Here is a 23456-nt window from a genome sequence, read left to right on the forward strand (position 1 = left end):
AGAAATAATATAAACTCAATATATGTTAAACAAAAAAGCTTAATAGGTTGTTTAAGATTTGACTACAATTAATTATTTATGAATAACATAAGAAGTATTTTATCTATCACCTTACTTAGTACATTACTACTATGCGCATGTAAAAAAACTCAAGTCGAGGCTCCAATTGTTGAAGTTGAAACTGTAACAACAGATAATTTCGAAATATACGGAGAATACGTAGGTCTTATTAAAGCATCACGCAATGTGGAAATTCATGCACGTGTAGAGGGATTCCTCGAAAAGATGACCTTTAATGAAGGAAAAGAAGTGAAGGCGGGAGAGCCTTTATTTTACATTAACGACAGAACTTACAAAGCTAAAGTTGAAAAAGCAAAAGCAAAGCTCAAAAGAGATGAAGCGCAAGCTCTAAAAGCAGAAAGTGATCTCAAAAGGATAGAACCTTTATATAATCAAAATGCTGCCAGCAGGCTAGACCTTGACAATGCAGTAGCTGCACTGAATATGTCGAAAGCTGATGTGGCTATGAGTAAAGCCGATTTGGAACAAGCCGAATTGGAATTAAGTTATACAGTGGTACGGTCTCCCCTATCCGGCTATATTAGTGAGCGGTATGTAGACATAGGCACTTTGGTAGGAAATTCAAAGTCGTTACTAGCTACAGTAGTAAAAAGAGATACCGTATTGGTCGATTTCAAACTTACTTCTCTCGACTATCTAAGAAGTCAACGCAGGAATGTGCATTTAGGCGAACTGGATACAACCCGGTCGTGGCAGCCAACTGTTACTGTTACGCTTGCCGACAACTCTGTATACAACGAAAAAGGAATTGTAGACTTTGCATCCCCCCTTGTTGACCCTAAAACAGGAACTTTTGGCGTTCGTGCCGTATTGCCTAATCCCAATCAGGTTCTTCTACCGGGACAATTCACGCGTGTAAAACTATTACTAAATGTATTGGAGAATGTTGTTGTTATCCCCCGCAAAGCTATTTCGATAGAAAAAGGAGGAGCTCATATATTCGTTATACGTCCGGACAATATAGTGGAAAAACGCTATGTAGAGACGGGCCCCGAACATGATAATAAGATAGTAGTTATCCGTGGATTGAGCCCGAATGAACACATTGTTGTAGAAGGATATCAAAAGCTTACTCACGGACAAAAGGTTATATCGAGGAGTACTAAAGAGGAAGCAAAAATAGAGGCTCTCGAGAAAGCGGATGAAAAAAAGAAGGAGGATAAAAAATGAAGCCGGGATTATTTATAGACAGGCCTGTACTTTCTACCGTTTTATCCTTACTGATTGTTATTATAGGTATCATTGGGCTCGTATTATTGCCGATCGAACAGTATCCGCAAATAACACCTCCCGTTGTAAAAATAGGAGCTTCTTACCCGGGAGCAAATGCCACAACAGTTTCTCAAGCAGTGGCAACACCCATCGAACAAGAGTTGAACGGTACGCCCGGGATGATATATATGGAATCAAGCAGTTCCAACTCGGGAGGACTATCCATCACCGTTACGTTTGATGTAAATACCAATGCAGACCTCGCAGCAGTAGAAATACAAAACCGGGTAAAATTAGCCGAAAGTCGTTTACCGGCTGAAGTTCTACAAGGTGGAATTTCTGTTGAAAAACAAGCACCCGGACAATTAATGACTATTGCTTTGACATCTGACGACCCTAAATATGACGAGATATACTTAAGCAACTATGCAACTATAAATATACTGGACGTTATCAGGCGTATACCCGGAGTGGGACGTGTTTCGAATGTCGGTAGCCGATATTATGGCATGCAAATATGGGTATATCCCGACAGGCTCGCCAGTTTTGGACTAACAATCAAAGATTTGCAAGATGCTCTAAGAGACCAGAATAGAGAGTCTGCTGCGGGTGAACTCGGTAAACAACCGATAGTCCACGTAGATGTGACTATGCCTATCACAGCACAAGGACGTTTGTCTACAGTGAGTGAATTCGAAGATATTGTAGTAAAAGCCAATAACGATGGCTCTTTTATCCGTATGAGAGACGTAGCAAGAGTGTCTCTGGAGGCATCATCATATAGTACGGAGAGTGGATTGAACGGTAAATATGCAACCATGCTGAGCATCTTTCTTCTTCCCGGTGCTAATGCGATGGAAGTAGCGGATGAAATAAAGGCAGCCATGGGAAATATAAAACAAGATTTTCCCGAAGGCTTAGATTATCTGATCCCTTTCGACATGACAGAATACATCGGAGAATCTATTCATGAAGTTTATAAAACATTGTTCGAAGCTCTGACGCTTGTTATTATAGTAGTATTCCTTTCACTACAAAACTGGCGTGCGGCTATTATCCCGATAGTTGCCGTGCCTATTTCCTTGATCGGCACATTCGGATTTATGCTTATGATGGGATTCTCCCTCAATATGCTGACTCTCCTAGGATTGGTTTTGGCGATCGGTATTGTTGTGGATGATGCGATTGTCGTCGTCGAGAACGTAGAACGCATTATGGAACAGAAAGGGGTAAACGCACGGGAAGCTACACACAGGGCAATGAAAGAACTGACAGGTGCTTTGATTGCCACATCGTTAGTCCTTGCTGCTGTATTCGTTCCGGTAAGCTTCCTTGATGGAATAACAGGAGCACTCTACAGGCAATTTTCTGTAACGATTGTAGTATCGGTACTTATATCTGCAGTAGTAGCTCTGACCCTCAGTCCAGCCATGTGTGCAATAATATTAAAGCCATCAAAAAAGAAAAAGCACTTCATCTTCCGCAAAATAAATATCTGGCTAGGGAATGGAAATAAGAAATACGCAAACATATTACTAAAGGTTATAAACAACCCTAGACGTACGATGGCTGCATTTGGTATGGTGCTTGTATTTATTTTCGTATTGAATAAAATAGTTCCTACCAGTTTCATTCCGCAAGAAGATCAAGGTTATTTTACCGTAGAGCTTGAAATGCCCGAAGGAACAACACTCGAGCGTATGCGAACAGTTACGGATAGAGCAGTAGCTTATCTTGACAATCATGAAGCGGTAAAATATGTGCAAAATGTAACAGGATCAAGCCCTCGTGTAGGAACCAATCAGGGACGCACAACGTTGACGGTTATCCTTAAACCGTGGAAAGAAAGAAGTACGGGAGTGGATCAGGTAATGCGCGATGCACAAAAAGAATTTTATAATTACCCCGAAATAAGAGCATTTGTGAGTCGCCCTCCCGTCATTCCGGGACTCGGATCGGCTGGAGGTGTAGAGATGAAGCTTCAAGCCCGCTCCGATGCTCAGTGGGATGATCTGGTGGCTGCGTCTGATACGTTTATGTATTATGCCAATAAGTCTAAGATCATTTCAAATGTTTCTTCCTCTCTACAATCAGAAATACCTCAACTATATTTTGACGTGGATCGAGACCAGGCAATGCTGCTCGGAGTGCCAATGTCTGATATTTTTTCAACGATGAAAGCCTATCTGGGGTCAGTATATGTAAATGACTTTAATATGTTTAACCGCATATACAAAGTATACATTCAGGCTGATCAATCATACAGGGCAACAGCCAGCGATATTAATCTATTTTTCGTAAAAACGAAAAGCGGCGACATGGTTCCGCTTACAGCTTTGGGTAAAACAAGCTATACTACAGGACCGGGGAATATCTCACGCTTCAATATGTACACATCGGCATCTATGCAGGTTACCCCTTCGGCAGGACATAGCTCGGGACAAGCGATGAGCGAAATTGTAAACATCGCAAAAGAACACCTCCCCGCCAATATCGGGGTAGCGTGGAGCGGTCTCTCTTTTCAGGAACAAAAGGCCAGCGGGCAAACAGGTACAGTCTTAGTACTGGTTCTAATATTTGTATTCTTGTTTTTGGCAGCATTATACGAAAGTTGGACTGTACCAATTTCCGTTATATTATCCTTACCTATTGCTGCGCTAGGAGCATTTATCGGCATCTGGATATTAGGACTGGATAACGATGTGTATTTTCAGATCGGACTCGTAACCTTAATTGGATTAGCCGCTAAAAATGCTATCCTTATCGTAGAATTTGCCAAGATACAGGTCGATGCAGGTATGCAACCCATATTTGCGGCAATGCAGGCAGCCAAATTACGTTTCCGCCCGATATTGATGACATCTTTAGCATTCGTACTCGGTATGTTACCGATGGTAATAGCTTCCGGACCGGGATCAGCCAGTAGGCATTCGATAGGAACAGGTGTATTTTTCGGTATGATTGTAGCTATTACATTAGGAATAATACTTGTGCCATTCTTCTTTGTGATAGTATATAAAGTAAAGGATAAGTTTAAGATTCCGGAGCTTAAGTTTCCTAAATTCCCCAAAATAAAGAAACTTATAAAAAGAGATAACAATGAATAAACTCACATATATACTACTCATTTCCACAGTATTATTCTCATCTTGTAAAATAGGTCAGAAATACGAACAGCCGGAAATGAATATACCTCAGGCATTTGATGCAAAAATAACGAATGAGGGAAATGCTTCTGACATCGGATGGAGCGCCCTATATAAGGATTCTGTATTACAAGGACTCATCACAAAAGCTCTCGACCACAACAAAGACATGCTCATAGCGGCTGCCCGTATAAAAGAAATGGCTGCAAACAAACGGATATCATTTGCAAACCTATTCCCTGAAGTAGGGGCTGAAGTCGCAGGACAAAAGGAATATCTGAACTATGGAGGCGATTCGAAGAAATATTCACCTGAGCTTAGAGCCAATCTTAATGTATCGTGGGAGTTGGATATATGGGGCAAACTGAGATGGGCCAACGAAGCCGGAGTTGCTGCATATCTGCAAACGGTAGAAGCGCAAAAAGCTATGCACTTAACCATTGTGGCACAGGTTGCTCAGGCATATTTTGAATTAAAAGCATTAGATAAAGAGCTTACAATAGTGAAACAGACTCTGGATGCCAGACGTGAAGGAGTTCGTTTTGCCAAATTGCGCTACGAAGGTGGTTTGACATCTGAAATACCATACAGGCAAAGCCTTGTTGAACTTGCCCGTACCGAAACGCTGATTCCAAATCTCGAAAATGAGATAAAGCTGAAAGAGAATGACCTTTTTGTACTCGTTGGAGAATTTCCCATCGGAAACATTCCCAGAGGGAAAGATGACATTAGCCACCTGCAAGTTCCAGCCAGCCTACCTATCGACTTACCGTCGTCGCTACTGAAACGCCGTCCGGATATGATACAGGCAGAGCAAAAGCTGATAGAGGCTAATGCTAAAGTAGGGATGGCCTACACGGATATGTTTCCTTCGTTAAGACTTACAGGGCGTTTAGGTGGAGAAAATACCGAACTGACAGACTTTCTTAAAAGTCCGACATGGTTTATCTCGGGAGTACTTACCGGCCCTATATTCAATATGGGCAAAAACAAAGCAAGACATAATGTGGCAAAGGCTGCATACGAGCAAGAAGTATATAGCTACGAAAAATCTGTATTGAATGTATTTAAGGAAGTAAACAACTCTATCATTACGTTCAATAAAATGAAAGAGGTATATCTGTCACAAGAAGCTTTATACAATTCAGCTAACTCTTATCACGAGCTGGCTAAGTTACAATATGTAAACGGAGCTGTTAAGTATATCGATGTCCTGGATGCACAACGTCAGTTGTTCGATGCCGAGATAGCTTTGAATAATGCTACGTTAAACGAACTCTATTCGTTAGTTGCTCTCTACAAAGCATTGGGCGGAGGGCTTAATAGGGACTAAAAAAAACTGTCTGAAAAGAAGATTTGTATTGTATATTGTCATTCTGAGTCTTCTTTTCAGACAGCTTTTAATTATATTATTTATCAGTTACCCGTGCCTTCTACTTTCTTTATTTGTTCTTCGGCTTTATCTCTCAAGTTCTGACCTTGCTTTTTAGCTTCTTCTACAAGCTTCTTTCCTGCCGCCTTAGCTGCGGCTTTTGCAAGAGGATTACTTCCTGCCTTTTCTTCCAAAGCCTGTGATTGTTTCTCAGCCTCAGCCACCAACTTTGTTGCCGTCGCATCCGCTTCCGATCTAATCCTTTCTATTTGTTTCGCTTTTTCTTCAGACACCTTCGCTGAAACATCAGCTCCTTTCTCTCCACCCAAAAGCTCATTTACGGCAGACGAAGCAGCTCCGGCAACCAACGCCTTGGTGTCTATTCCAATTTTGGGATTTGTAAATGTACCGCCTATTGTAATCGGCACAGACGACACGTAGTGGTTTGCCAACGATTTAGGAAGCGTAACAGTGCCTTTATAGTCTATACTTTGATCAAGACCTGTTGCCCCCTCTAATTTCATAACACCGCCATTGCCAAAGTTTACATTGAAAGGCTTCGTATTCAGTTTTCCATTATTTATAGTAAAAGGCAGATTTAAATCTTTTGTAGAGAATGATTTCAAAGCATCAGTCTTCAATGAAGAAGACAAAGCGGTCAAAGCCTCAACACCTTCTATCTTCACATCATTGGTTTGTAACGCACCACTACCTGTAAGACCTGCTAAAGTCTGCATAATTGTCTCACCTAAAGATGTATTAAATTTGAAGTTCATAGAATATGTTCCTCCTAATTTTTCGAATATAGGAGCAAATTTTTGCACTGATTCGACCGACTTGAATGTTTCAGCAAAGGATACTTTCGACAAAGCCAGATCAAAGTTAACCTTCGGAGTTTTAGGGCTTGATGTGTCATACGTTCCGCTAACCTTACAAGAACCACCCAAAGCATTAGCTCCAACATTATTAAGAGTAAGCACTCCATTTTTAACAGTCATATTGCCAACCATATTTGTAATGTTCATTTTTCCATATACAATTTGGTTGAGGGCGGCGTTCAATACAAAATCTATATTTTTAGGAATAATAATGTCTTCTGTTGTTGTTGATGCTGTTTCTTCTGTTCCGGCAGTTTCGCTACTGATAAAATCATTCGCATTCAGATAGTTTGATTTTATATTCAACTGACCTTTCAGTGTTTGATCTTTCAATGCATAAGCAATAAAATTTTCGAGTCGTCCTGTAGCTGACAGATCATTTTTGCCAATCTTCAGGTTCAGTGACGATAGATTTACATAGCGTGGCGAAAATTCCAATCCGGCATCGTTAATCACCACATCTTGCATGTCTTGAGACTTATAAGTCATATTGCTCAATTTCAAACTGCCTGCTGCCGACACATTCTCATATTGTTCTTTTTCGATTACAGACATCCGAGCTGCAACATTCAGATTAGCAATCATCTTACCATTTAAAGCTGTTCCTTTTTTTAACGGATATACATCTTTAATCATACCTAAATCAATCGTTCCATTTGCCTGAGCTTTCAGATTGGGATCGCTCATCGGAGTGGACACTTTCAGGCTTCCCGAGAAAGGATTATCACCCAAATTGAAGCTAAACTTGCTGATATCAATAATCATATTATCTAACGAGCCTCCTTTACTGTTTATCGCCATAGCAACATTTATATTATTGACAGCTTTGGGTAAAGAAGGGTATTGGAACATCGCATCGTTCACCATTATCTTTACATCAAATGCAGGATAACTATCACCATGCATAAGACCTTTGATATATGCCTCCAACTTTGCAGTTCCTGACGTTTTCACATCTTTAAAATCGGCTGTATACATAGCCGGAACAAGAGATAAGATATCTTTAAATTGGGTATCCGGCGCATTCAGCTTAAGATCGAACTCCATATCTTCATAATCCTTGCCCACCATAGCAAAAGTACCGTCAATAGATGCTTTAAGGTCATTTAGTTGTAGGTTACTTTCTTTAAAGGAGAATTGCATCTTATCAAGATTAGCATTGATGGTAGCATCTGCCACACCTTGTATTTTATTCAAATATGGAATGCCATCCATAACAAATGTAACTTCGCCGATAGTAGAATTCGTATTTAATGTTGTTTCGCTAGCTGAAAAATCGCCATGCAGGTCTCCATTCCATTTATTAAGTGTCACTTTCATCTTTGTAGAATCGTTCTGATAAACAAAACTACAATCGTTGACCGTAATTTTTTTCAAATTGAGTTTGAAAGCAGATTCACTTTCGGTTGAAGCAGATGCAGTAGAGTCAACCTTCATTATATCCCAGTTGGCACGTCCGTCTTCAAGCACTTTTGTATATATAGAAGCCTTATCCAGATTGATTTTGGATATATTATATTCGCTTCCAAAAAGGCTCATCAAGTCGATAGTAACACTTGCCGATTTAGCACTCAATAGTGTATCTTTCTGAAAGTCTCCGACACCTACTACCGAAGCATCGTTTAGGGAGAGTGTTGCATTAGGGAAATTGGAAAACAAGTTTAGTCCAAAATCCTTAATATCCACTGTAGCGTTTAGTTTTTCGTTTGCGGCATTCAATACGGCAGTTTTGATTTTATCTTTAAACAAGAAAGGAATTGCTATCATAGTCACTATAAGCACAACGACAACAACACCCGCAATAGTTAGAGCTTTTTTCATACTTTTCTCTTCGATTTTTATACTATGTATTTGTGTTTGTTTATTTTATTAACGGTTTATTCGCAATTTTGTTATAAGTCATGTTATGAAATATATTATGTTCGTATATAGTTATATCATGAAAGATTATTCTTGAAAGTTATCATATATTATGAGTAAATGTAAAAAAAGAAACATCTCAAAAGTTACAAATAAAAACATACGAACAACTGTCACTTTTGTCACCTTTTGCTCAAAAAAACCCACATAACACTATATATACAAGACACTTACACAAGAAACGAAAATATACAGAAAGTGACACTATTTTCTGATAAAACGAATATAAATACTCAGAGGTAAATTTTTACCGGATTTTTCAGGAACAATCAGTTCTCCGTAAGTGCGATCTTTGACATCAGGAAAATAATCCTTTATAAGGTTATCAGCTATCACAGCCGAAAAGCCCATAGAGTATAGATTTAGTATAAGGAATGAGTTTGATTCCTCCAGCAATTGCGCACAAAGAGACATTATTTCGGCTATATTCTCTTCCAATATCCACTTCTCGCCATCAGGACCACGACCATATGCAGGAGGGTCTAGTATTATCCCATTATATTTCTTACCTCTTTTTACTTCGCGGCGACAAAACTTAAGTGCGTCTTCTACAATCCAGCGTATATCATGCAGATCAGAAGCATCCATATTTTCACGTGACCACGTGATTACCTGCTTCACAGAATCTACATGCGTCACATCAGCTCCTGCACTTTTAGCAGCAATTGAAGCCCCACCTGTATATGCAAAAAGATTCAATACTTTTGGTTCGGAAACATTGAGGCTTCGAACTGTATCGTATATGAAGTCCCAATTCTCCGATTGTTCAGGAAACACCCCTACATGCTTGAAAGATGTAAGCCCCAGACGAAATCGAAGCTTCATTTCCTTATATTGATAGTTGATGAACCATTGGTCGGGCATTCCATTTTTTTGTACCCAAACACCTTTGTCGTTGCCATCTTGAGAAGTCTTCCCTTTCTCCTTCTTGAAAGTGGCATCGGCTGCGTCCTCCCACTCTTTCTCGGGCAGAGACTTACGCCATACTGCCTGTGGTTCGGGACGTCGGATAATGTATTTACCAAAACGTTCTAATTTTTCATAATCGCCCGAGTCGATCAGTTCATAATCTTTCCAATGCTGCGGTCTGAGTAATTGCATCTTTATTTCCTTTTATTCAGTCTGAATTTGAAAGCGAAATCAATGCTCAACAAATGTTCGTATTTGAAGATTTTATTGTTTTCTGGGTTCAAGACTACAAAGGTAGGACGATAAATTAATCCGACAGTAAATTTTGAAAAAAAATAAACAAAGATTGTATCTATAAAGAAAACAGCCGAATGGATGATTCCAGTCGACTGTCTTTCTATAATTTATATATCAGGCTCTATCTTTTCTTTGATGAGCTTTTGAAAAATGCATTCAACACCTGTTTGGCAATAGGGACAAACACTGTCGTTGCCATTCTACTCCAAAATCGTTTGTTTTCTACAGCATTCTTTTGGTCAATCTTAGCCTGTTCACGCTGTGCCCTTTCGGCTTCTTTCTGAGCTTTTGCGGTTGCTTTATCCTGCGCCGTTTGTTCTTTCTCACTCAAAGTACCTTGCAAGCGCTCCGTTAAGATTTCGTAAGCTGATTCTCGATCTACTACTTGTGCATAATGGCGATACAATATAGAACCCTGCGTCATCTGATTACGGGTAGCAGTATCCAATGGGCCGATTTGCCCTTCAGGGGGTAGAATAAAAGCTCTTTCGACCATATTTGGACGTCCTTTTTCATCCAAAAGAGAAACTAAGGCCTCTCCCGTAGCCAGTTCCGAGATTGCCTGTTCTGTATCAAATTTAGGATTCGCTCTGAAAGTTTGCGCCGCAACCTTGACGGCTTTCTGATCTTTCGGCGTATAGGCTCTCAAAGCATGTTGTACACGATTCCCTAACTGACCTAATACAGAGTCGGGAATGTCTGCAGGAGTCTGTGATATAAAATAGACGCCTATCCCTTTCGAACGAATGAGACGAACCACCTGCTCTATCTTTTCCAATAACGCCTTCGGCGCATCACTAAACAGTAAATGAGCTTCATCGAAAAAGAATACCAGTTTCGGTTTGTCCGGATCACCGACTTCGGGCATTACATCAAACAGCTTGGTCATCAGCCACATCAAAAACGTAGTATATACACGTGGAGAATTCATTAGCTTATCTGCTGCCAATATATTTATAACGCCCTTCTCTCCTACTGTTTGTATCAGATCGTCGATATTCAGATTCGGCTCTCCGAAGAATTTATCAGCACCTTCTTGCTCTAACGCAATTAATCCACGCTGTATAGCTCCAACACTTGCCGTAGAGATATTGCCATAGCTTGTTGTAAAACGATTGGCATTATTTCCTACATATTCCAATAGCTTTTGTAAGTCTTTCAAGTCAATGATATCTAAAGACTCATCTTTTGCCAATTTAAATATAATAGAGAGAACTGCCGATTGAGTATCATTGAGAGATAAAAGCCTGCTTAATAGAAGCGGCCCCATATCTGCAACCGTAGCTCTGATAGGTGATCCTTGATCTCCAAAGACATCCCAAAACTGAACAGGGAAATCTTGAAATTTAAATCCTTTGTCTGCCAATTTGTATGATTCTACACGTTGGGTAACGCTCTCCTTATTTCCTCCAACGGCGGCTACACCGGATAAATCTCCCTTCACATCTGCTGCAAATACAGGAACTCCCATTTTACTGAATGTCTCAGCTAAGGTCTGTAACGTCACTGTTTTTCCTGTGCCTGTGGCTCCGGTGATAAGTCCGTGTCGATTAGCCATTTTAGGAACCATACAAACTTCCTGTTCGGGAGAAATAGCTATAAAAGCTCTTTTTTCATTATCATACATTGGATTATATTTTTTAAGTTTGTTTTCTTATTATATAAAATCAAAAAGGAGTATAAAAAGTTCGCTAATGGTATTACAAAAATAATTATTTATTGCAATACACATCACCAATCGATATAAAGCTTAATTTTATCAAAAAAAATTTATTGAACACATTCGCTAAAATAAGAAAATGGGTAACAGATAATCCGATAAAAAGCATCATTATTGTAGGTACTTTAGTTCGCTTAGCTGTTGCCTTTTTATATCAGTATATAACCCTCTATCCTGACAGTGAAGGGTATGTAGAGTTAGCTAAGAGAATACTCAACTTTGATTTTTCAGGCTATGAAGGTCAACGTTCTCCGGGATATCCTATTTTACTTGCGTTGAGTAATATCTCTTATTCTACAACAGGTGCACTACAGTTTATTATAGGAATAGTTACTCTTATTTACTTCTACAAAACATGCCTATCGGTGAGGTTGAGCAAAAAGATATCCTTTTACTTAACTATTATATTAAGTTGCTATTTACCAACTATTTTCTTCGAGGTAACTATTCTTACCGAAACACTAACATTACTCGTTATAACGCTTACATTTTACCTGTTTTTTAGAATTCGAAGGGGGCAGTCGAATCAATATATAGGACTAAGTATATTGTGTGGATACCTTGTTTTGATAAAGCCTTTTTATATATTCTTACCCGTAATTCTCTTTTTTATATTATTAAATGGAAGTTCATTTAAGTACCTATTAACCAGACTATCCTTTATCTTAATAATTCCTCTTTTTGTTTTTCTAGGTTGGTCTTATGTAAACAAAAAGAATACAGGCTATTTCACCTCCACAACTTTTTACGGATTCAATCTTGCTCAGAACTGTGTCAACTTTGCAGAAAAAACGACTCCTGAATATGCTCCAATAGGCAATATATATGCCAAGTATAGAGACAATAGAATTTCGGACAAGGAAATAGCAATGACTATCTGGGAAGCATACCCTGAATTGGAATCGGAAACAGGTTTATCGTTCCCCGACTTATCCAAGAGGCTCTATGATTATAGTATCGCTACAATTAAAGAGAACCCGACAGCGTACTTGCAGCAGGTTTTTATCTCCTGGCGTGACTTTTGGAAAACATCACTGTATTGGGAATATGATAAATTTGCTATTCCTCATGCCAATGAAATACTATTGTATATATGCTACTTAGAAAGGATTCTGTTACAATTAATAAAGATTGCGTTTATAATCCTCATCCCTTACAATATATTCAGAGGTATAAAGCAAAAGAAGATTACCCCTCAACTTACAATATCTATAATAGTATTCACAGCATCGATACTACAAGCTTTTGTTACATACGGAACAAATTCCCGATTTAGCTTTCCATTCGAAATGCTTATTGTATTATCTGTCATATTAAATGTTTTAGACATAAGATATAAAAAACTCGAAAGATCTGATATACAATTCGAGTCGGAATAGGCTTGAACGCTGAAAATAAAGATCAAAAATAGTCAGATGCAGTAAAATTGACTATTTTTGTACGTTTTATAAACTTAATTGATGTGATTTCAGTAGAAGGACTAACGGTAGAATTTGGAGGTTTCAGCCTCTTTGACGATATATCTTTTGTTATCAACAAGAAGGAGAGAATAGCCCTTGTTGGTAAAAATGGAGCAGGTAAATCAACCATGCTTAAAATATTTGCGGGGCTGCAAGCTCCTACACGAGGAAATCTTTCCGTACCCAAAGACATAACGATCGGTTATCTGCCGCAGCACATGACCCTAAAAGAAGGTAATACTGTTTTTGAAGAGGCTTCTTTAGCATTTTCTCACATACAGAAGATAGAAACCGAATTAGAGTATGTAAACAAACAGTTGGCTGAAAGAACCGACTATGAATCGGAAACCTATCACAACCTGATTGAGAAATCATCTTATCTCAACGAGGAGTTTATGATGTCCGGAGGCGGCAACTTTCAGGCAGAAATAGAAAAAACACTGACTGGTCTGGGGTTTAAACGTACAGACTTTGAACGTCCAACCAGTGAGTTTAGTGGAGGATGGCGTATGCGTATCGAATTAGCGAAACTGCTTCTTCAACGTCCAGACGTACTTTTACTCGACGAACCGACTAACCACCTTGATATAGAGTCGATTCAGTGGCTCGAAACATTTCTCTCGACCCGAGCCAATGCCGTCTTACTCGTATCGCATGACCGTGCTTTTCTGGATGCTGTAACCCAACGCACAATAGAAATATCTCTCGGACGTATTTACGATTATAAAGTACCCTATACCAAATATGTGGAACTGAGGCAGGAGCACCGCGAGCATCAAATACGTGCTTTTGAAAATCAGCAAAAGCAAATACAGAAAACCGAAGAGTTTATAGAGCGTTTCCGCTACAAAGCGACAAAATCGGTACAAGTACAATCTCGCATAAAGCAATTGGATAAGCTAGAACGGCTGGAAGTAGATGATGAAGATAATGCTATGCTGAATCTTAAATTTCCTCCTGCACCACGCTCAGGTTCTTATCCTGTAATTGTAGAAAATGTAGAAAAAAGCTATGGAGATCATCTGATCTTCAAAGATGTGACATTTACAATACATAGAGGAGATAAAGTAGCCTTTGTAGGAAAGAATGGAGAAGGGAAATCTACCTTAGTGAAATGCATTATGAACGAGATTGATTTCAAAGGCAAACTCGAACTAGGACATAATGTAAAAATAGGCTACTTCGCACAGAATCAAGCTCAGTTATTAAACGGGGATCATACCGTGTTCGAAACAATAGACTATGTGGCTGTAGGTGATATACGAACTAAGATCAGAGACATACTGGGAGCCTTTATGTTTGGGGGAGAAGCGTCTGACAAAAAAGTAAAAGTATTGTCGGGTGGAGAACGTAGCCGCTTGGCAATGATACGACTGCTGCTCGAACCCGTCAATCTGCTTATTCTCGATGAGCCGACCAATCACCTCGATATGCGTTCGAAGGATGTTTTGAAGAAGGCAATTAAAGAATTTGACGGAACAGTTATCGTAGTATCCCATGATCGAGATTTCTTAAACGGGCTTGTAGAAAAAGTTTACGAATTTGGCAACCAACAAGTAATAGAGCACTTAGGCGGAATCTATGAATTTCTTGAAAAGAAAAAAATGGATAGCCTCAAAGAACTTGAAGTATCTACATCTCCGCTTAACGAATCTGATAAGACTACGGATCAAGAATCTGTAAATAAGTTATCTTACGAAGAGCGAAAAGAATTAGCTCGTCAAATAAAAAGAGTAGAAAAACAAATTTCGGATATAGAAAAAAGTATAGAAAGTAAAGAGAACGAAATAGCCGAAATAGAACTTAAACTAACAACACCGGAAGGTGCGGCCGACGCTTCTCTATTCGAAAGACATGGACTATTATCAAAAGAGTTGGAAGACGATATGCTCAAATGGGAAGAATTGACTGTTGAACTTCAAAATATTTCGAAAGACTAAATTTGCATTCTATGAGAACTATATTGTCAATTTTGATGTTATTTTGTACTATGATTTTATCGGCACAGGAAATACAAGAAAATATCCTTGAAAATAAAACCTATCTCGAAAGAATGGCTTACTTCAAGGCAAACCCTCTGACTAATGGGCAAATAATATTTTTAGGGAATAGTTTGACACAAGGCGGGAAATGGAATGAATACTTCCCAAATCAAAAACCTGTAAACAGAGGTATATCTGGTGACAATACATTGGGTATGCTCAATCGGTTAAACGAAATTATAATTGCTAAGCCAAAGAAAGTATTCCTCATGGCAGGAATCAATGATATATCTCTCAGCAGATCGAATGAAAAAATAATGATAGGCATCAAGTCTATCATCTACCAAATAGAAACAGGCTCGCCTTATACAAAAATCTATGTTCAAAGTCTATTGCCAATCAACAACAATAGAAATGTGTATCAACGAATGTTGAATAAAGAGTGGCAGATAGAACAGTTGAATAAAGAGTTAAAAGCTTTCTGTGAAAAGGAGAATATAACCTTTATCAATATTTATCCTGCATTTTTGAGCGAAGACAGAACCTTAGATACCAGATACACAACGGACGGATTACATCTGAACGATAACGGATACACAGTTTGGGTAGACCAAATACGAAAATATGTAGAGGAGTAACTAATTTAATTTATATGAACAAAATCTATTTCTATTTACCGATTGCCGCTCTCGCTCTAACGCAAGTGAGCTGTAAACAAAAGGCAAGCGCACAGGACTCGGATGCTGATATTATGAATATCGCACAGAAATTTGATACTGCTAATTTGGATATTACAGCTATCCCCGGCAATAACTTTTACCAATACGCTACAGGCGGTTGGGCAAAGGCAAACCCTATGAAAGACGAATATGCACGCTATGGTTCGTTCGATCAATTGGCTGAACGAAATCAAGAGCAAGTAAAAGGTCTTATTGAAGAATTGGGTAAAACAAAACATGATCAAGGATCTATCGCTCAGAAGATTGGAGACCTGTTTGCGTTGGGAATGGATAGTACGAAGCTGAATGCCGACGGAGCAAAACCAATAAAAGCTCAGTTGGATAATATAAACAAAGCTTCTACAGCAGCTGATATAGTAAAACTAACGGGAGAACTAAGAAAGTACGCGAACTCTCCATTTTTTGGTCTATATGTAGGTGCCGACGACAAGAATAGCTCTATGAATATCGTTCAACTATACCAGGGAGGTCTCGGATTAGGAGAACGCGATTATTACGTAGCACAAGACTCTACATCGGTTGCTATCCGTAAAGGATATCTCAACTTGATAAAGACTCAATTTGTAAATGCGGGCTACAGCGAAGCTGATGCACAAAAATCAGCTGACGTAGTTCTAAAAATAGAAACAGCTTTAGCAAAAGATCACTTCAAAAAAGAAGATACTAGAATTCCTGAATTGAATTATCACAAAATGAATGTTACCGATTTGAATAAATCAGTAGCTAATTTTGACTGGAAAGCCTTTTTCGATGCAGCCGATGCTAAAGATTTTACAGAGATCAATGTAGCTCAGGTAAAACCGATTGCAACAGCCGTAAATTTGATACATACACTACCTATCGACGAATCGAAAGCTTATCTTTCATGGTGCTTGATAAATTCTGCAGCCGGGTATCTTAGTGACAATTTTGTAAATGCAAACTTTGACTTCTACGGAAAACAACTAAGCGGTCGCAAAGTATTACAACCTCGTTGGAAGCGTGCTGTAGGAGTTGTGGATGGAGCTCTTAGTGAAGCTGTAGGACAAATGTATGTAGAAAAATACTTCCCTGCTGAAGCTAAAGAAAGAATGCTGAAGTTGGTGAAAAATCTGCAAGTAACTTTGGGCGAACGCATCAACAACTTGACATGGATGAGCGATGCAACGAAAGCTAAAGCTCAGGAAAAACTGAACTCTTTCACTGTTAAGATTGGTTATCCGGACAAATGGAAAGACTATTCAACGCTTAATATAAAGAAAGACTCTTATTGGGAAAATGTAGTACGGGCAAGTGAGTTCGATCATAACGAAATGATCAAAAAGATCAACAAACCTGTAGATAAGAGTGAATGGCATATGCCTCCACAAATGGTGAATGCATACTATAATCCAACAACAAATGAAATTTGCTTCCCTGCGGGAATTCTACAACCTCCATTCTTCTATCTAAACGAAGATGATGCGGTTAACTATGGAGCCATCGGTGTTGTTATCGGTCATGAAATGTCTCACGGATTTGACGATCAAGGATCTAAATATGACAAAGAAGGTAACCTGTCGGACTGGTGGACAAAAGAAGACTCTAAGAAATTCAACGAAAGAGCACAGGTGCTTGTTCAACACTTCAACAAGATAGAGGTTCTTCCGGGTGTATTTGCAAATGGAACATTTACTCTGGGAGAAAACATCGGAGACTTTGGTGGACTTCAAATTTCATACAATGCATTCGAAAAAACAGATGAAGCTAAAAAAGGTGATAAAATAGACGGCTTTACTCCGGCTCAACGTTTCTTCTTATCTTATGCAGGAGTATGGGCAGGTAATATTCGTGATGCAGAAATCCTACGTCGTACAAAAACAGACCCACACTCTTTAGGAAAATGGCGTGTAAATGGTACATTACCTCATATCGATGCATGGTATAAAGCATTTAATATCACAGAAAAAGATTCTCTATATATTCCAAAAGAAAAGAGAGCTGATATCTGGTAATATAAATAGGTTTTAAAAGAAATGGGTTCGTAGAAAACGAACCCATTTTTATTTTATAGGCTTATTGTCAATCTTTCTTTATCAGTTGATTAAATTCCTCTCTAGTTCCAGCAAATGCGTTCAGGTCAACATCCGTTTTTATACCTTCTATTTTCCCTTTATTCGTATATTGCCAAAACAACCATTTACGCCCATCAGGCAGCTTTGGCTTAGAAACTATATCTCTTATCCAAATGGGATTATCAACGAACTGTCCGATCATGTAGTTTTTATAGAACTCATTTGTAGTGTAGATAAGCACCTTCCGTTGATAATGATTTTCCAGAATCTCTATAAACTTGGCAATTTCTGCGATAATATCTTCTTTACGATTTTCCTGCTGACAATTTCCGCCATACTCCAAGTCGATAATAGGCGGAAGGTCTATACTATCTTTAGGTACATAATGAATATAATTTCGGGCCTGTGCATCTCCATCTTTACAAAATGTAAAAAAATGATAAGCACCTACCGGTACATTATGATGAATGGCTAGTCTCCAGTTTTCCTGAAAAAGAGAATCTTTATGATTACCTCCTTCTGTAGCTTTTATAAAAGCAAATTGAACGGATTGCTTGTCTAATTTTCCCCAATCAATTGTTTGTTGATGATGAGAAACATCTATGCCTTGTACCGGATACTCTTCAAAAGAAGGGTAGTTCATTCGTATATACCCTTTGGTATAAGCAAAATACAATCCGGTTATAACAACAGCTATAATCAGTATTGCACCAAGGGAAGAATATATGATGAGTTTCTTTTTCATACAGATATTAAAGTTAACACGATAATATTATTTTTAGTGAAGATAATAATTACTATTTTCTTTTAATATGTAGAAATTATATTTATTTTTGATAAAAATTATTAATCTTAAAAATCAGATAGTTATGTCAGAATTTAATACAGAAAATCAAGATTACCAATCTTCTCCCTATCAGGCTAATAATTTAGATGATTTTGCTAAACCTGTTAAACCCGATAATAACTTGGTCTTATCAATTGTAGGTACAGTACTAGGACTATGCTCTCCATGCTGTATAGGACTGATATTAGGTGTTATTGCAATCGTATTTTCTACACAAGTAGATTCAAAATATAATGCAGGAGAATATGAGGCAGCACAGGGAAATGCACAAAAGGCTAAGATTTTTGCTCTGATTGCCATCGGATTATTCGCTCTCAATTTAATCTATGGTATTATTATGTTTATCACAGGCGGAATGGATGCTGTACTTGAACAATACAAAGAGGTTCTAAAATATGCTGAATAAATAAATACTAAATTATTAATATATTTGGAAAGGTAATCGTAGCAATTACCTTTCCTTTTTTATATGAGAAAATATATAGGATATATCATTATCATAGCTATTCCTTTAATCATAGCATTTGTCTATTACAATTATTATGCAACAACAGGGAATATATGGAGCAAACAGTGTAGTTTTCACGAGCTAACAGGACTTCAGTGCCCCGGATGTGGCGGTCAACGATCTTTTTATCATCTGCTACACGGAAATATATTGCAAGCATTACGGTATAATGCTCTATTAATAATTATACTCCCCTTCTTGCTATATATATATTTCCTCTTAGCTCAGGTTTACATATTAAAGAATAAGAACTATCTGAAATACTTTAACTTTTCGGGGAAGCTGGGATATATCTTTATCGCCGTATTAGTCATATTCTTTATTCTACGAAACATACCCATATCTCCTTTTATTTACTTATCTCCTCCTCGGTAAAAGAAAAAAAGTGGCTTTCGCCACTTTTCATTATATTACTTTCTTAAATCTTTCGAGGAATATATTTGCCTGATCGATAGTCAAACAAAGAGGAGGCAATAAGCGGAACACATGAGTTCCTGTAGCTCCTGTAAATACTTTCTCTTCGAAAAGAAGCTTCGAACGTTTCTCTTTAATAGGTTCGTTAAATTCCATCCCAATCATCAATCCTCGTCCACGAACTTCTTTTATCTGAGGAATCTTTTTCAACTCTTGCATCAGGTATTCACCAACATTGTAAGCATTCTCGACCAGCCTCTCTTCTTTCATAATATCCAATACTGCAATAGCAGCAGCACAAGCCAAATGATTTCCACCAAAGGTAGTACCAAGCTGACCATATACAGCCTTAAACATCGGATTGATGAGCACGCCTGCCATAGGGAAACCATTACCGATACCTTTAGCTACAGTTATAATATCAGCTTGTATATCTGCATACTGGTGAGCGAAAAACTTACCACTACGCCCATATCCCGATTGTATTTCGTCCAATATAAGGATCGTTCCTGTCTCGGTACAAACATCACGAAGCTGCTTTAAAAAGCTGTCCTCAGGAACTTGTATTCCTGCAACACCCTGAATACCTTCAATCAAAACAGATGAATATTCTTTAGTAGCAAGCTCTTTCTTTATAAATTCAATATCATTAAATGGAGCAAACACATAGTTCGGATTCATATTCACAGGAGCTGAATATGCCGGAATATCTGTAGCCGCAACTGTAGCTGAAGTGCGCCCATGAAACGCTTTCGCAAAAGCTAACACCTTTTTTCGTCCATTATGGAAGGAAGCAAGCTTTATGGCATTTTCATTTGCTTCTGCACCCGAATTTATCAGAAATAAAAAATAATCGGGATAACCACATTGTTCTCCAAGTTTTTGAGCAACCTCCTGTTGTAATTTGTTTATAACAGAGTTTGAATAAAACCCAAGCTTATTCAATTGATCTGTTAGCTTTTCTACATAGTACGGATGAGTATGTCCTACGGATATCACAGCATGCCCGCCATACAAATCCAAGTATTCATTTCCCTTGTCATCATATACATAGCATCCATTACCTTTCACTATGTTAATATCAAACAATGGGAACACATCAAATAATTTCATTTTGTATATATTAATTAGTTATTTATTTCTTTTATTGTCTCTATCAATTTCTCTTGCTGAAGTATATACATTCCAAGTCTGTTTTCAGAAATCCCTTCTTTTAGTTTATAGGTATATTCGGGAATATTATCTCGCTTTATAATTTCTAAATAAGCAAATTGTATGTTCGATATGTCATTCAATTTATAAGCTGCTTCTACAATATGAGAGGATACCGCAAAGAACGAATTCTTCACCTCAGTTAATGCTTCAACAACAGCCAAAGTTCCATCATAAGCATCTTTTACATTAGTACCTCTAAATAACTCATCAAATATAACCAATGCTCTGTTTTCTTTCAATTCGTTCGCCACATATTTTACCCTCAACACCTCTGAATAGAAATGACTATAGCCCGAATTTAGACTATCTGCTATATTTATAGTTGTATATAGCCCTGTTAGAACACTAATATCCATTTTTTCAGCAGGTACAGGAAAACCTGCATGAGCCAAATATACAGCAACGCCTAAAGATTTCAAGAACGTAGATTTACCTGCCATATTAGGTCCTGTTACAAAAAGTATATTCTTTTCTGATTCAAACCCTACATCATTCTTTACAGAATTCTCTACAAAGGGATGAAATAATCCACTTATTTGCATTCTATTTTGACCCGATGGCAATATATTTGAATAAGAGAATTTATACTTATTAGCGACCTTTGCTACTGCTATAAATGCATCATATTCATATATAAGATGAAGTAAAAAACGAATTCGTTCTTTATGCGTATAGCGAAATATGTAATCATACTTTGCAGTACTATAACTATCAATCTTTTCGAGGCTTTTGATCTTTAGTATCTCTGAATATTCTGTCTCAGAGAACAAAGCCAGAACTTTATCATTATTTCTTTTTATTAAGGTCGGACACTCTTTTTGTGTCAAGATTTTAGAAAAACGATATATTATGTTTATCATATCGATAGTATAATCAACACCTCTTTCAACTATATAATATTCATTCTTAGGGTTTAATTTATTAATAAACTTTTTCTCTATAGCACCCAATTTGGATGGTGGCGTTGTCGGATAATTCTCTTGTATTAAATAATGCTCTACGAAATCAAGAGAATTTTTATCTATTTCCAATTCTTCTTTTACCTGATTCGAACTAAAGAAAGATATTGCCTCTTTTCTTTCGTTTATCTCAAGATAGTCACAAAGAGGATATCTCAGGAAATCATAAAGCTTATTTTTACCACCTAAACAACGGGTAAGATTGAATAAATTGAATACAGACTTTCCTCCCTTTACTGTTTCAAAAAGTTCAAGATCCTTTAATGTCTGACTATCAATTTTAAATTCCATTCAATCTATTTTTATGTACAATTTATATTATTTATCAAATCTATCACACCCTCTTTGTTTATTATGTACATCCCAAGTCTTACATCCGATACTCCCTCTTTCAATTTATAGGTATAAACCGGATGCCCGTCCTCTTCCTTTATATCAAAGTAACTGAACTGAATATTAGCTTTTGATTCCAACTCTCTTGCCGCTTCTACAATATGGGTTGATATAACAAAAAATGAGGTTCTAATTTTAGCAAAGGCAGAAACAACGGCTACTGTTCCATCGTAAGCATCCTTCACATTTGTTCCTCTAAAAAGCTCGTCGAATAGAACCAATATTCTGTTATTTGCTTCCAGCCGATGAGCCAGATCCTTGATCCTCATTACTTCGGCATAGAAATGGCTATAGCCTGTACTCAGATTATCCGAAATATTTATAGTTGTACTTAATCCGGACAAAATACCGATTTTCATTTTACCGGCAGGAACAGGAAAACCTGCGTGTGCCAAGTATACAGCCACACCTAGCGCTTTTAGGAATGTTGACTTACCCGCCATATTAGGTCCCGATATGAATAATAGATTCGACTGGTTGTCGAAATGCACATCATTCGAGATAGCATTCTCTACAAAAGGATGAAATAGCCCTTCCAAGTCAAGTACAGTCTCTGTTTCAGGTAATATTTCAGGGTATTGCAAATGATATTTAGCAGCCGCTTTTGCCACCGCAAACAAGGCATCATATTCATGTACAAGGTCTAGGAAGAAATGTATATGTTTCTTATCGGTGTAGCGAAACATATAATCGAGCCTCATTATATCATAAGACTTGTATTTCTTCATATCCTTTATCTCTTTATATGCCTCTTTTTGGAAAAGTTCCAGAACAATTTCGTTATTCTTCACTAAGAATACAGGAGCATCAGCTTCTTTAAGTTTGTCTGACAAGATAATAGAAAACTCATATATATTCTTTAGGAGGTCTACAGTCGAAGTAACTCCTTTTTCGGCAAGGTAGTATTCATTACTGCTTGTACTTATTTTGTCCGCAATCATTTTCTCTATAGCCGTAAACCAAGAAGGCATCCGTGTCGGATAATCGGGCTGCCGTAGATAGTATTCAGTAAAATCCAAAGCATCCTTATCCAGGTTCAGACCATTCGGGAAATGCTTATGAAAAAAGGCAATCGTCTCCTTTCTTTCCGTGATCTGCTTATAGTCAGCCAAAGGATTTGCAAGATACTCGTATAACTTTTTCTTACCTCCAATGCATTGTGTATGATTAAATAAACCAACAACAGACAATCCTTCTTTGACTGTTTCAAAGATTTCTAGATCTTTTTTTGTCTGACTATCTACTTCAAATTTCATATATTTCATGATTATAAGGTTTTATCGGTTCTATACAAAATAGATATACAGTAGAACCTTTTTCCATAAACCTTATAGTTTTTTATTTTAAGAACTCTGACTTTCTATTAAAAG

Annotated in this window: 16 protein-coding genes; 9 read left to right on the plus strand and 7 right to left on the minus strand. The window is 37.8% G+C overall.

Going from position 1 to position 23456, the window contains the following annotated elements:
* Positions 1-78 precede the first annotated feature (78 nt).
* The 3 genes from PKC55_RS03970 to PKC55_RS03980 are packed head-to-tail and all read left to right on the plus strand — an operon-like array spanning position 79 to position 5772.
* Positions 79-1251, plus strand: coding sequence for an efflux RND transporter periplasmic adaptor subunit (locus tag PKC55_RS03970; RefSeq protein ID WP_291124128.1), 1173 nt, complete (start codon positions 79-81; stop codon positions 1249-1251).
* Positions 1248-4400 carry an efflux RND transporter permease subunit gene (locus PKC55_RS03975; protein ID WP_291124127.1) on the plus strand — a complete coding sequence of 1051 codons (3153 nt, stop codon included), beginning with the start codon at positions 1248-1250 and terminating at the stop codon, positions 4398-4400. The genes PKC55_RS03970 and PKC55_RS03975 overlap by 4 nt, the downstream gene beginning before the upstream one ends.
* Positions 4393-5772 (plus strand): efflux transporter outer membrane subunit, encoded by a 1380-nt coding sequence (locus tag PKC55_RS03980; RefSeq protein WP_291124125.1) that lies wholly within the window; start codon positions 4393-4395, stop codon positions 5770-5772. Before PKC55_RS03975 ends, PKC55_RS03980 begins: the two co-directional genes overlap by 8 nt.
* An 83-nt stretch (positions 5773-5855) precedes the next feature.
* On the opposite strand, the gene PKC55_RS03985 is transcribed toward PKC55_RS03980, so the two are convergent.
* From PKC55_RS03985 to PKC55_RS03995, 3 genes are all read right to left on the minus strand, one after another.
* Entirely contained in the window at positions 5856-8510 is a 2655-nt protein-coding gene (locus PKC55_RS03985) for an AsmA family protein (protein WP_291124123.1), read from the minus strand.
* A 303-nt stretch (positions 8511-8813) separates the two neighbouring features.
* On the minus strand, positions 8814-9710 hold the full coding sequence (locus PKC55_RS03990; protein ID WP_324371960.1) for a class I SAM-dependent methyltransferase: 897 nt from the start codon (positions 9708-9710) through the stop codon (positions 8814-8816).
* A gap of 226 nt (positions 9711-9936) precedes the next feature.
* Positions 9937-11442: a helicase HerA-like domain-containing protein gene (locus PKC55_RS03995; protein WP_291126514.1), complete on the minus strand. Its 1506-nt coding sequence runs from the start codon at positions 11440-11442 to the stop codon at positions 9937-9939.
* A 146-nt stretch (positions 11443-11588) separates the two neighbouring features.
* Here PKC55_RS03995 and PKC55_RS04000 point away from each other — a divergent pair, with 146 nt between their 5' ends.
* The 4 genes from PKC55_RS04000 (at position 11589) to PKC55_RS04015 (ending at position 17690) form a co-directional block, all read left to right on the plus strand.
* A complete protein-coding gene (locus PKC55_RS04000; RefSeq protein ID WP_283686370.1) occupies positions 11589-12914 on the plus strand; it encodes a hypothetical protein in 1326 nt (441 codons plus the stop codon).
* Between the two features lie 83 nt (positions 12915-12997).
* Positions 12998-14935 carry an ABC-F family ATP-binding cassette domain-containing protein gene (locus tag PKC55_RS04005; protein WP_291126517.1) on the plus strand — a complete coding sequence of 646 codons (1938 nt, stop codon included), beginning with the start codon at positions 12998-13000 and terminating at the stop codon, positions 14933-14935.
* Between the two features lie 11 nt (positions 14936-14946).
* Positions 14947-15615, plus strand: a complete 669-nt coding sequence (locus PKC55_RS04010) for a GDSL-type esterase/lipase family protein (protein WP_291126519.1) — start codon at positions 14947-14949, stop codon at positions 15613-15615.
* 14 nt (positions 15616-15629) lie between these two features.
* Complete coding sequence (locus PKC55_RS04015; RefSeq protein WP_291126521.1) at positions 15630-17690, plus strand: M13 family metallopeptidase; 2061 nt, start codon at positions 15630-15632, stop codon at positions 17688-17690.
* 67 nt (positions 17691-17757) lie between these two features.
* Here PKC55_RS04015 and PKC55_RS04020 read toward each other — a convergent pair whose 3' ends face one another.
* Entirely contained in the window at positions 17758-18495 is a 738-nt protein-coding gene (locus PKC55_RS04020) for a glycoside hydrolase family 25 protein (protein WP_324371966.1), read from the minus strand.
* A gap of 124 nt (positions 18496-18619) precedes the next feature.
* On the opposite strand from PKC55_RS04020, the gene PKC55_RS04025 reads away from it, so the two are divergent.
* On the plus strand, positions 18620-19003 hold the full coding sequence (locus tag PKC55_RS04025) for a CD225/dispanin family protein (RefSeq protein WP_135103918.1): 384 nt from the start codon (positions 18620-18622) through the stop codon (positions 19001-19003).
* A 63-nt stretch (positions 19004-19066) separates the two neighbouring features.
* Positions 19067-19480: a DUF2752 domain-containing protein gene (locus tag PKC55_RS04030; RefSeq protein ID WP_291030498.1), complete on the plus strand. Its 414-nt coding sequence runs from the start codon at positions 19067-19069 to the stop codon at positions 19478-19480.
* Positions 19481-19510: 30 nt separating this feature from the next.
* Here PKC55_RS04030 and PKC55_RS04035 read toward each other — a convergent pair whose 3' ends face one another.
* Genes PKC55_RS04035 through PKC55_RS04045 form a run of 3 tightly spaced genes read right to left on the minus strand, consistent with a single transcriptional unit; the run spans position 19511 to position 23351 of the window.
* Positions 19511-20632, minus strand: coding sequence for an aspartate aminotransferase family protein (locus PKC55_RS04035; protein WP_291030500.1), 1122 nt, complete (start codon positions 20630-20632; stop codon positions 19511-19513).
* A gap of 14 nt (positions 20633-20646) precedes the next feature.
* Complete coding sequence (locus tag PKC55_RS04040) at positions 20647-21984, minus strand: MutS-related protein (protein ID WP_291126525.1); 1338 nt, start codon at positions 21982-21984, stop codon at positions 20647-20649.
* 11 nt (positions 21985-21995) lie between these two features.
* Positions 21996-23351: a MutS-related protein gene (locus tag PKC55_RS04045; RefSeq protein ID WP_291126526.1), complete on the minus strand. Its 1356-nt coding sequence runs from the start codon at positions 23349-23351 to the stop codon at positions 21996-21998.
* Between the last annotated feature and the right edge of the window lie 105 nt (positions 23352-23456).

The sequence above is a fragment of the Dysgonomonas sp. genome, from assembly GCF_035323175.1.
Lineage (GTDB): Bacteria > Bacteroidota > Bacteroidia > Bacteroidales > Dysgonomonadaceae > Dysgonomonas.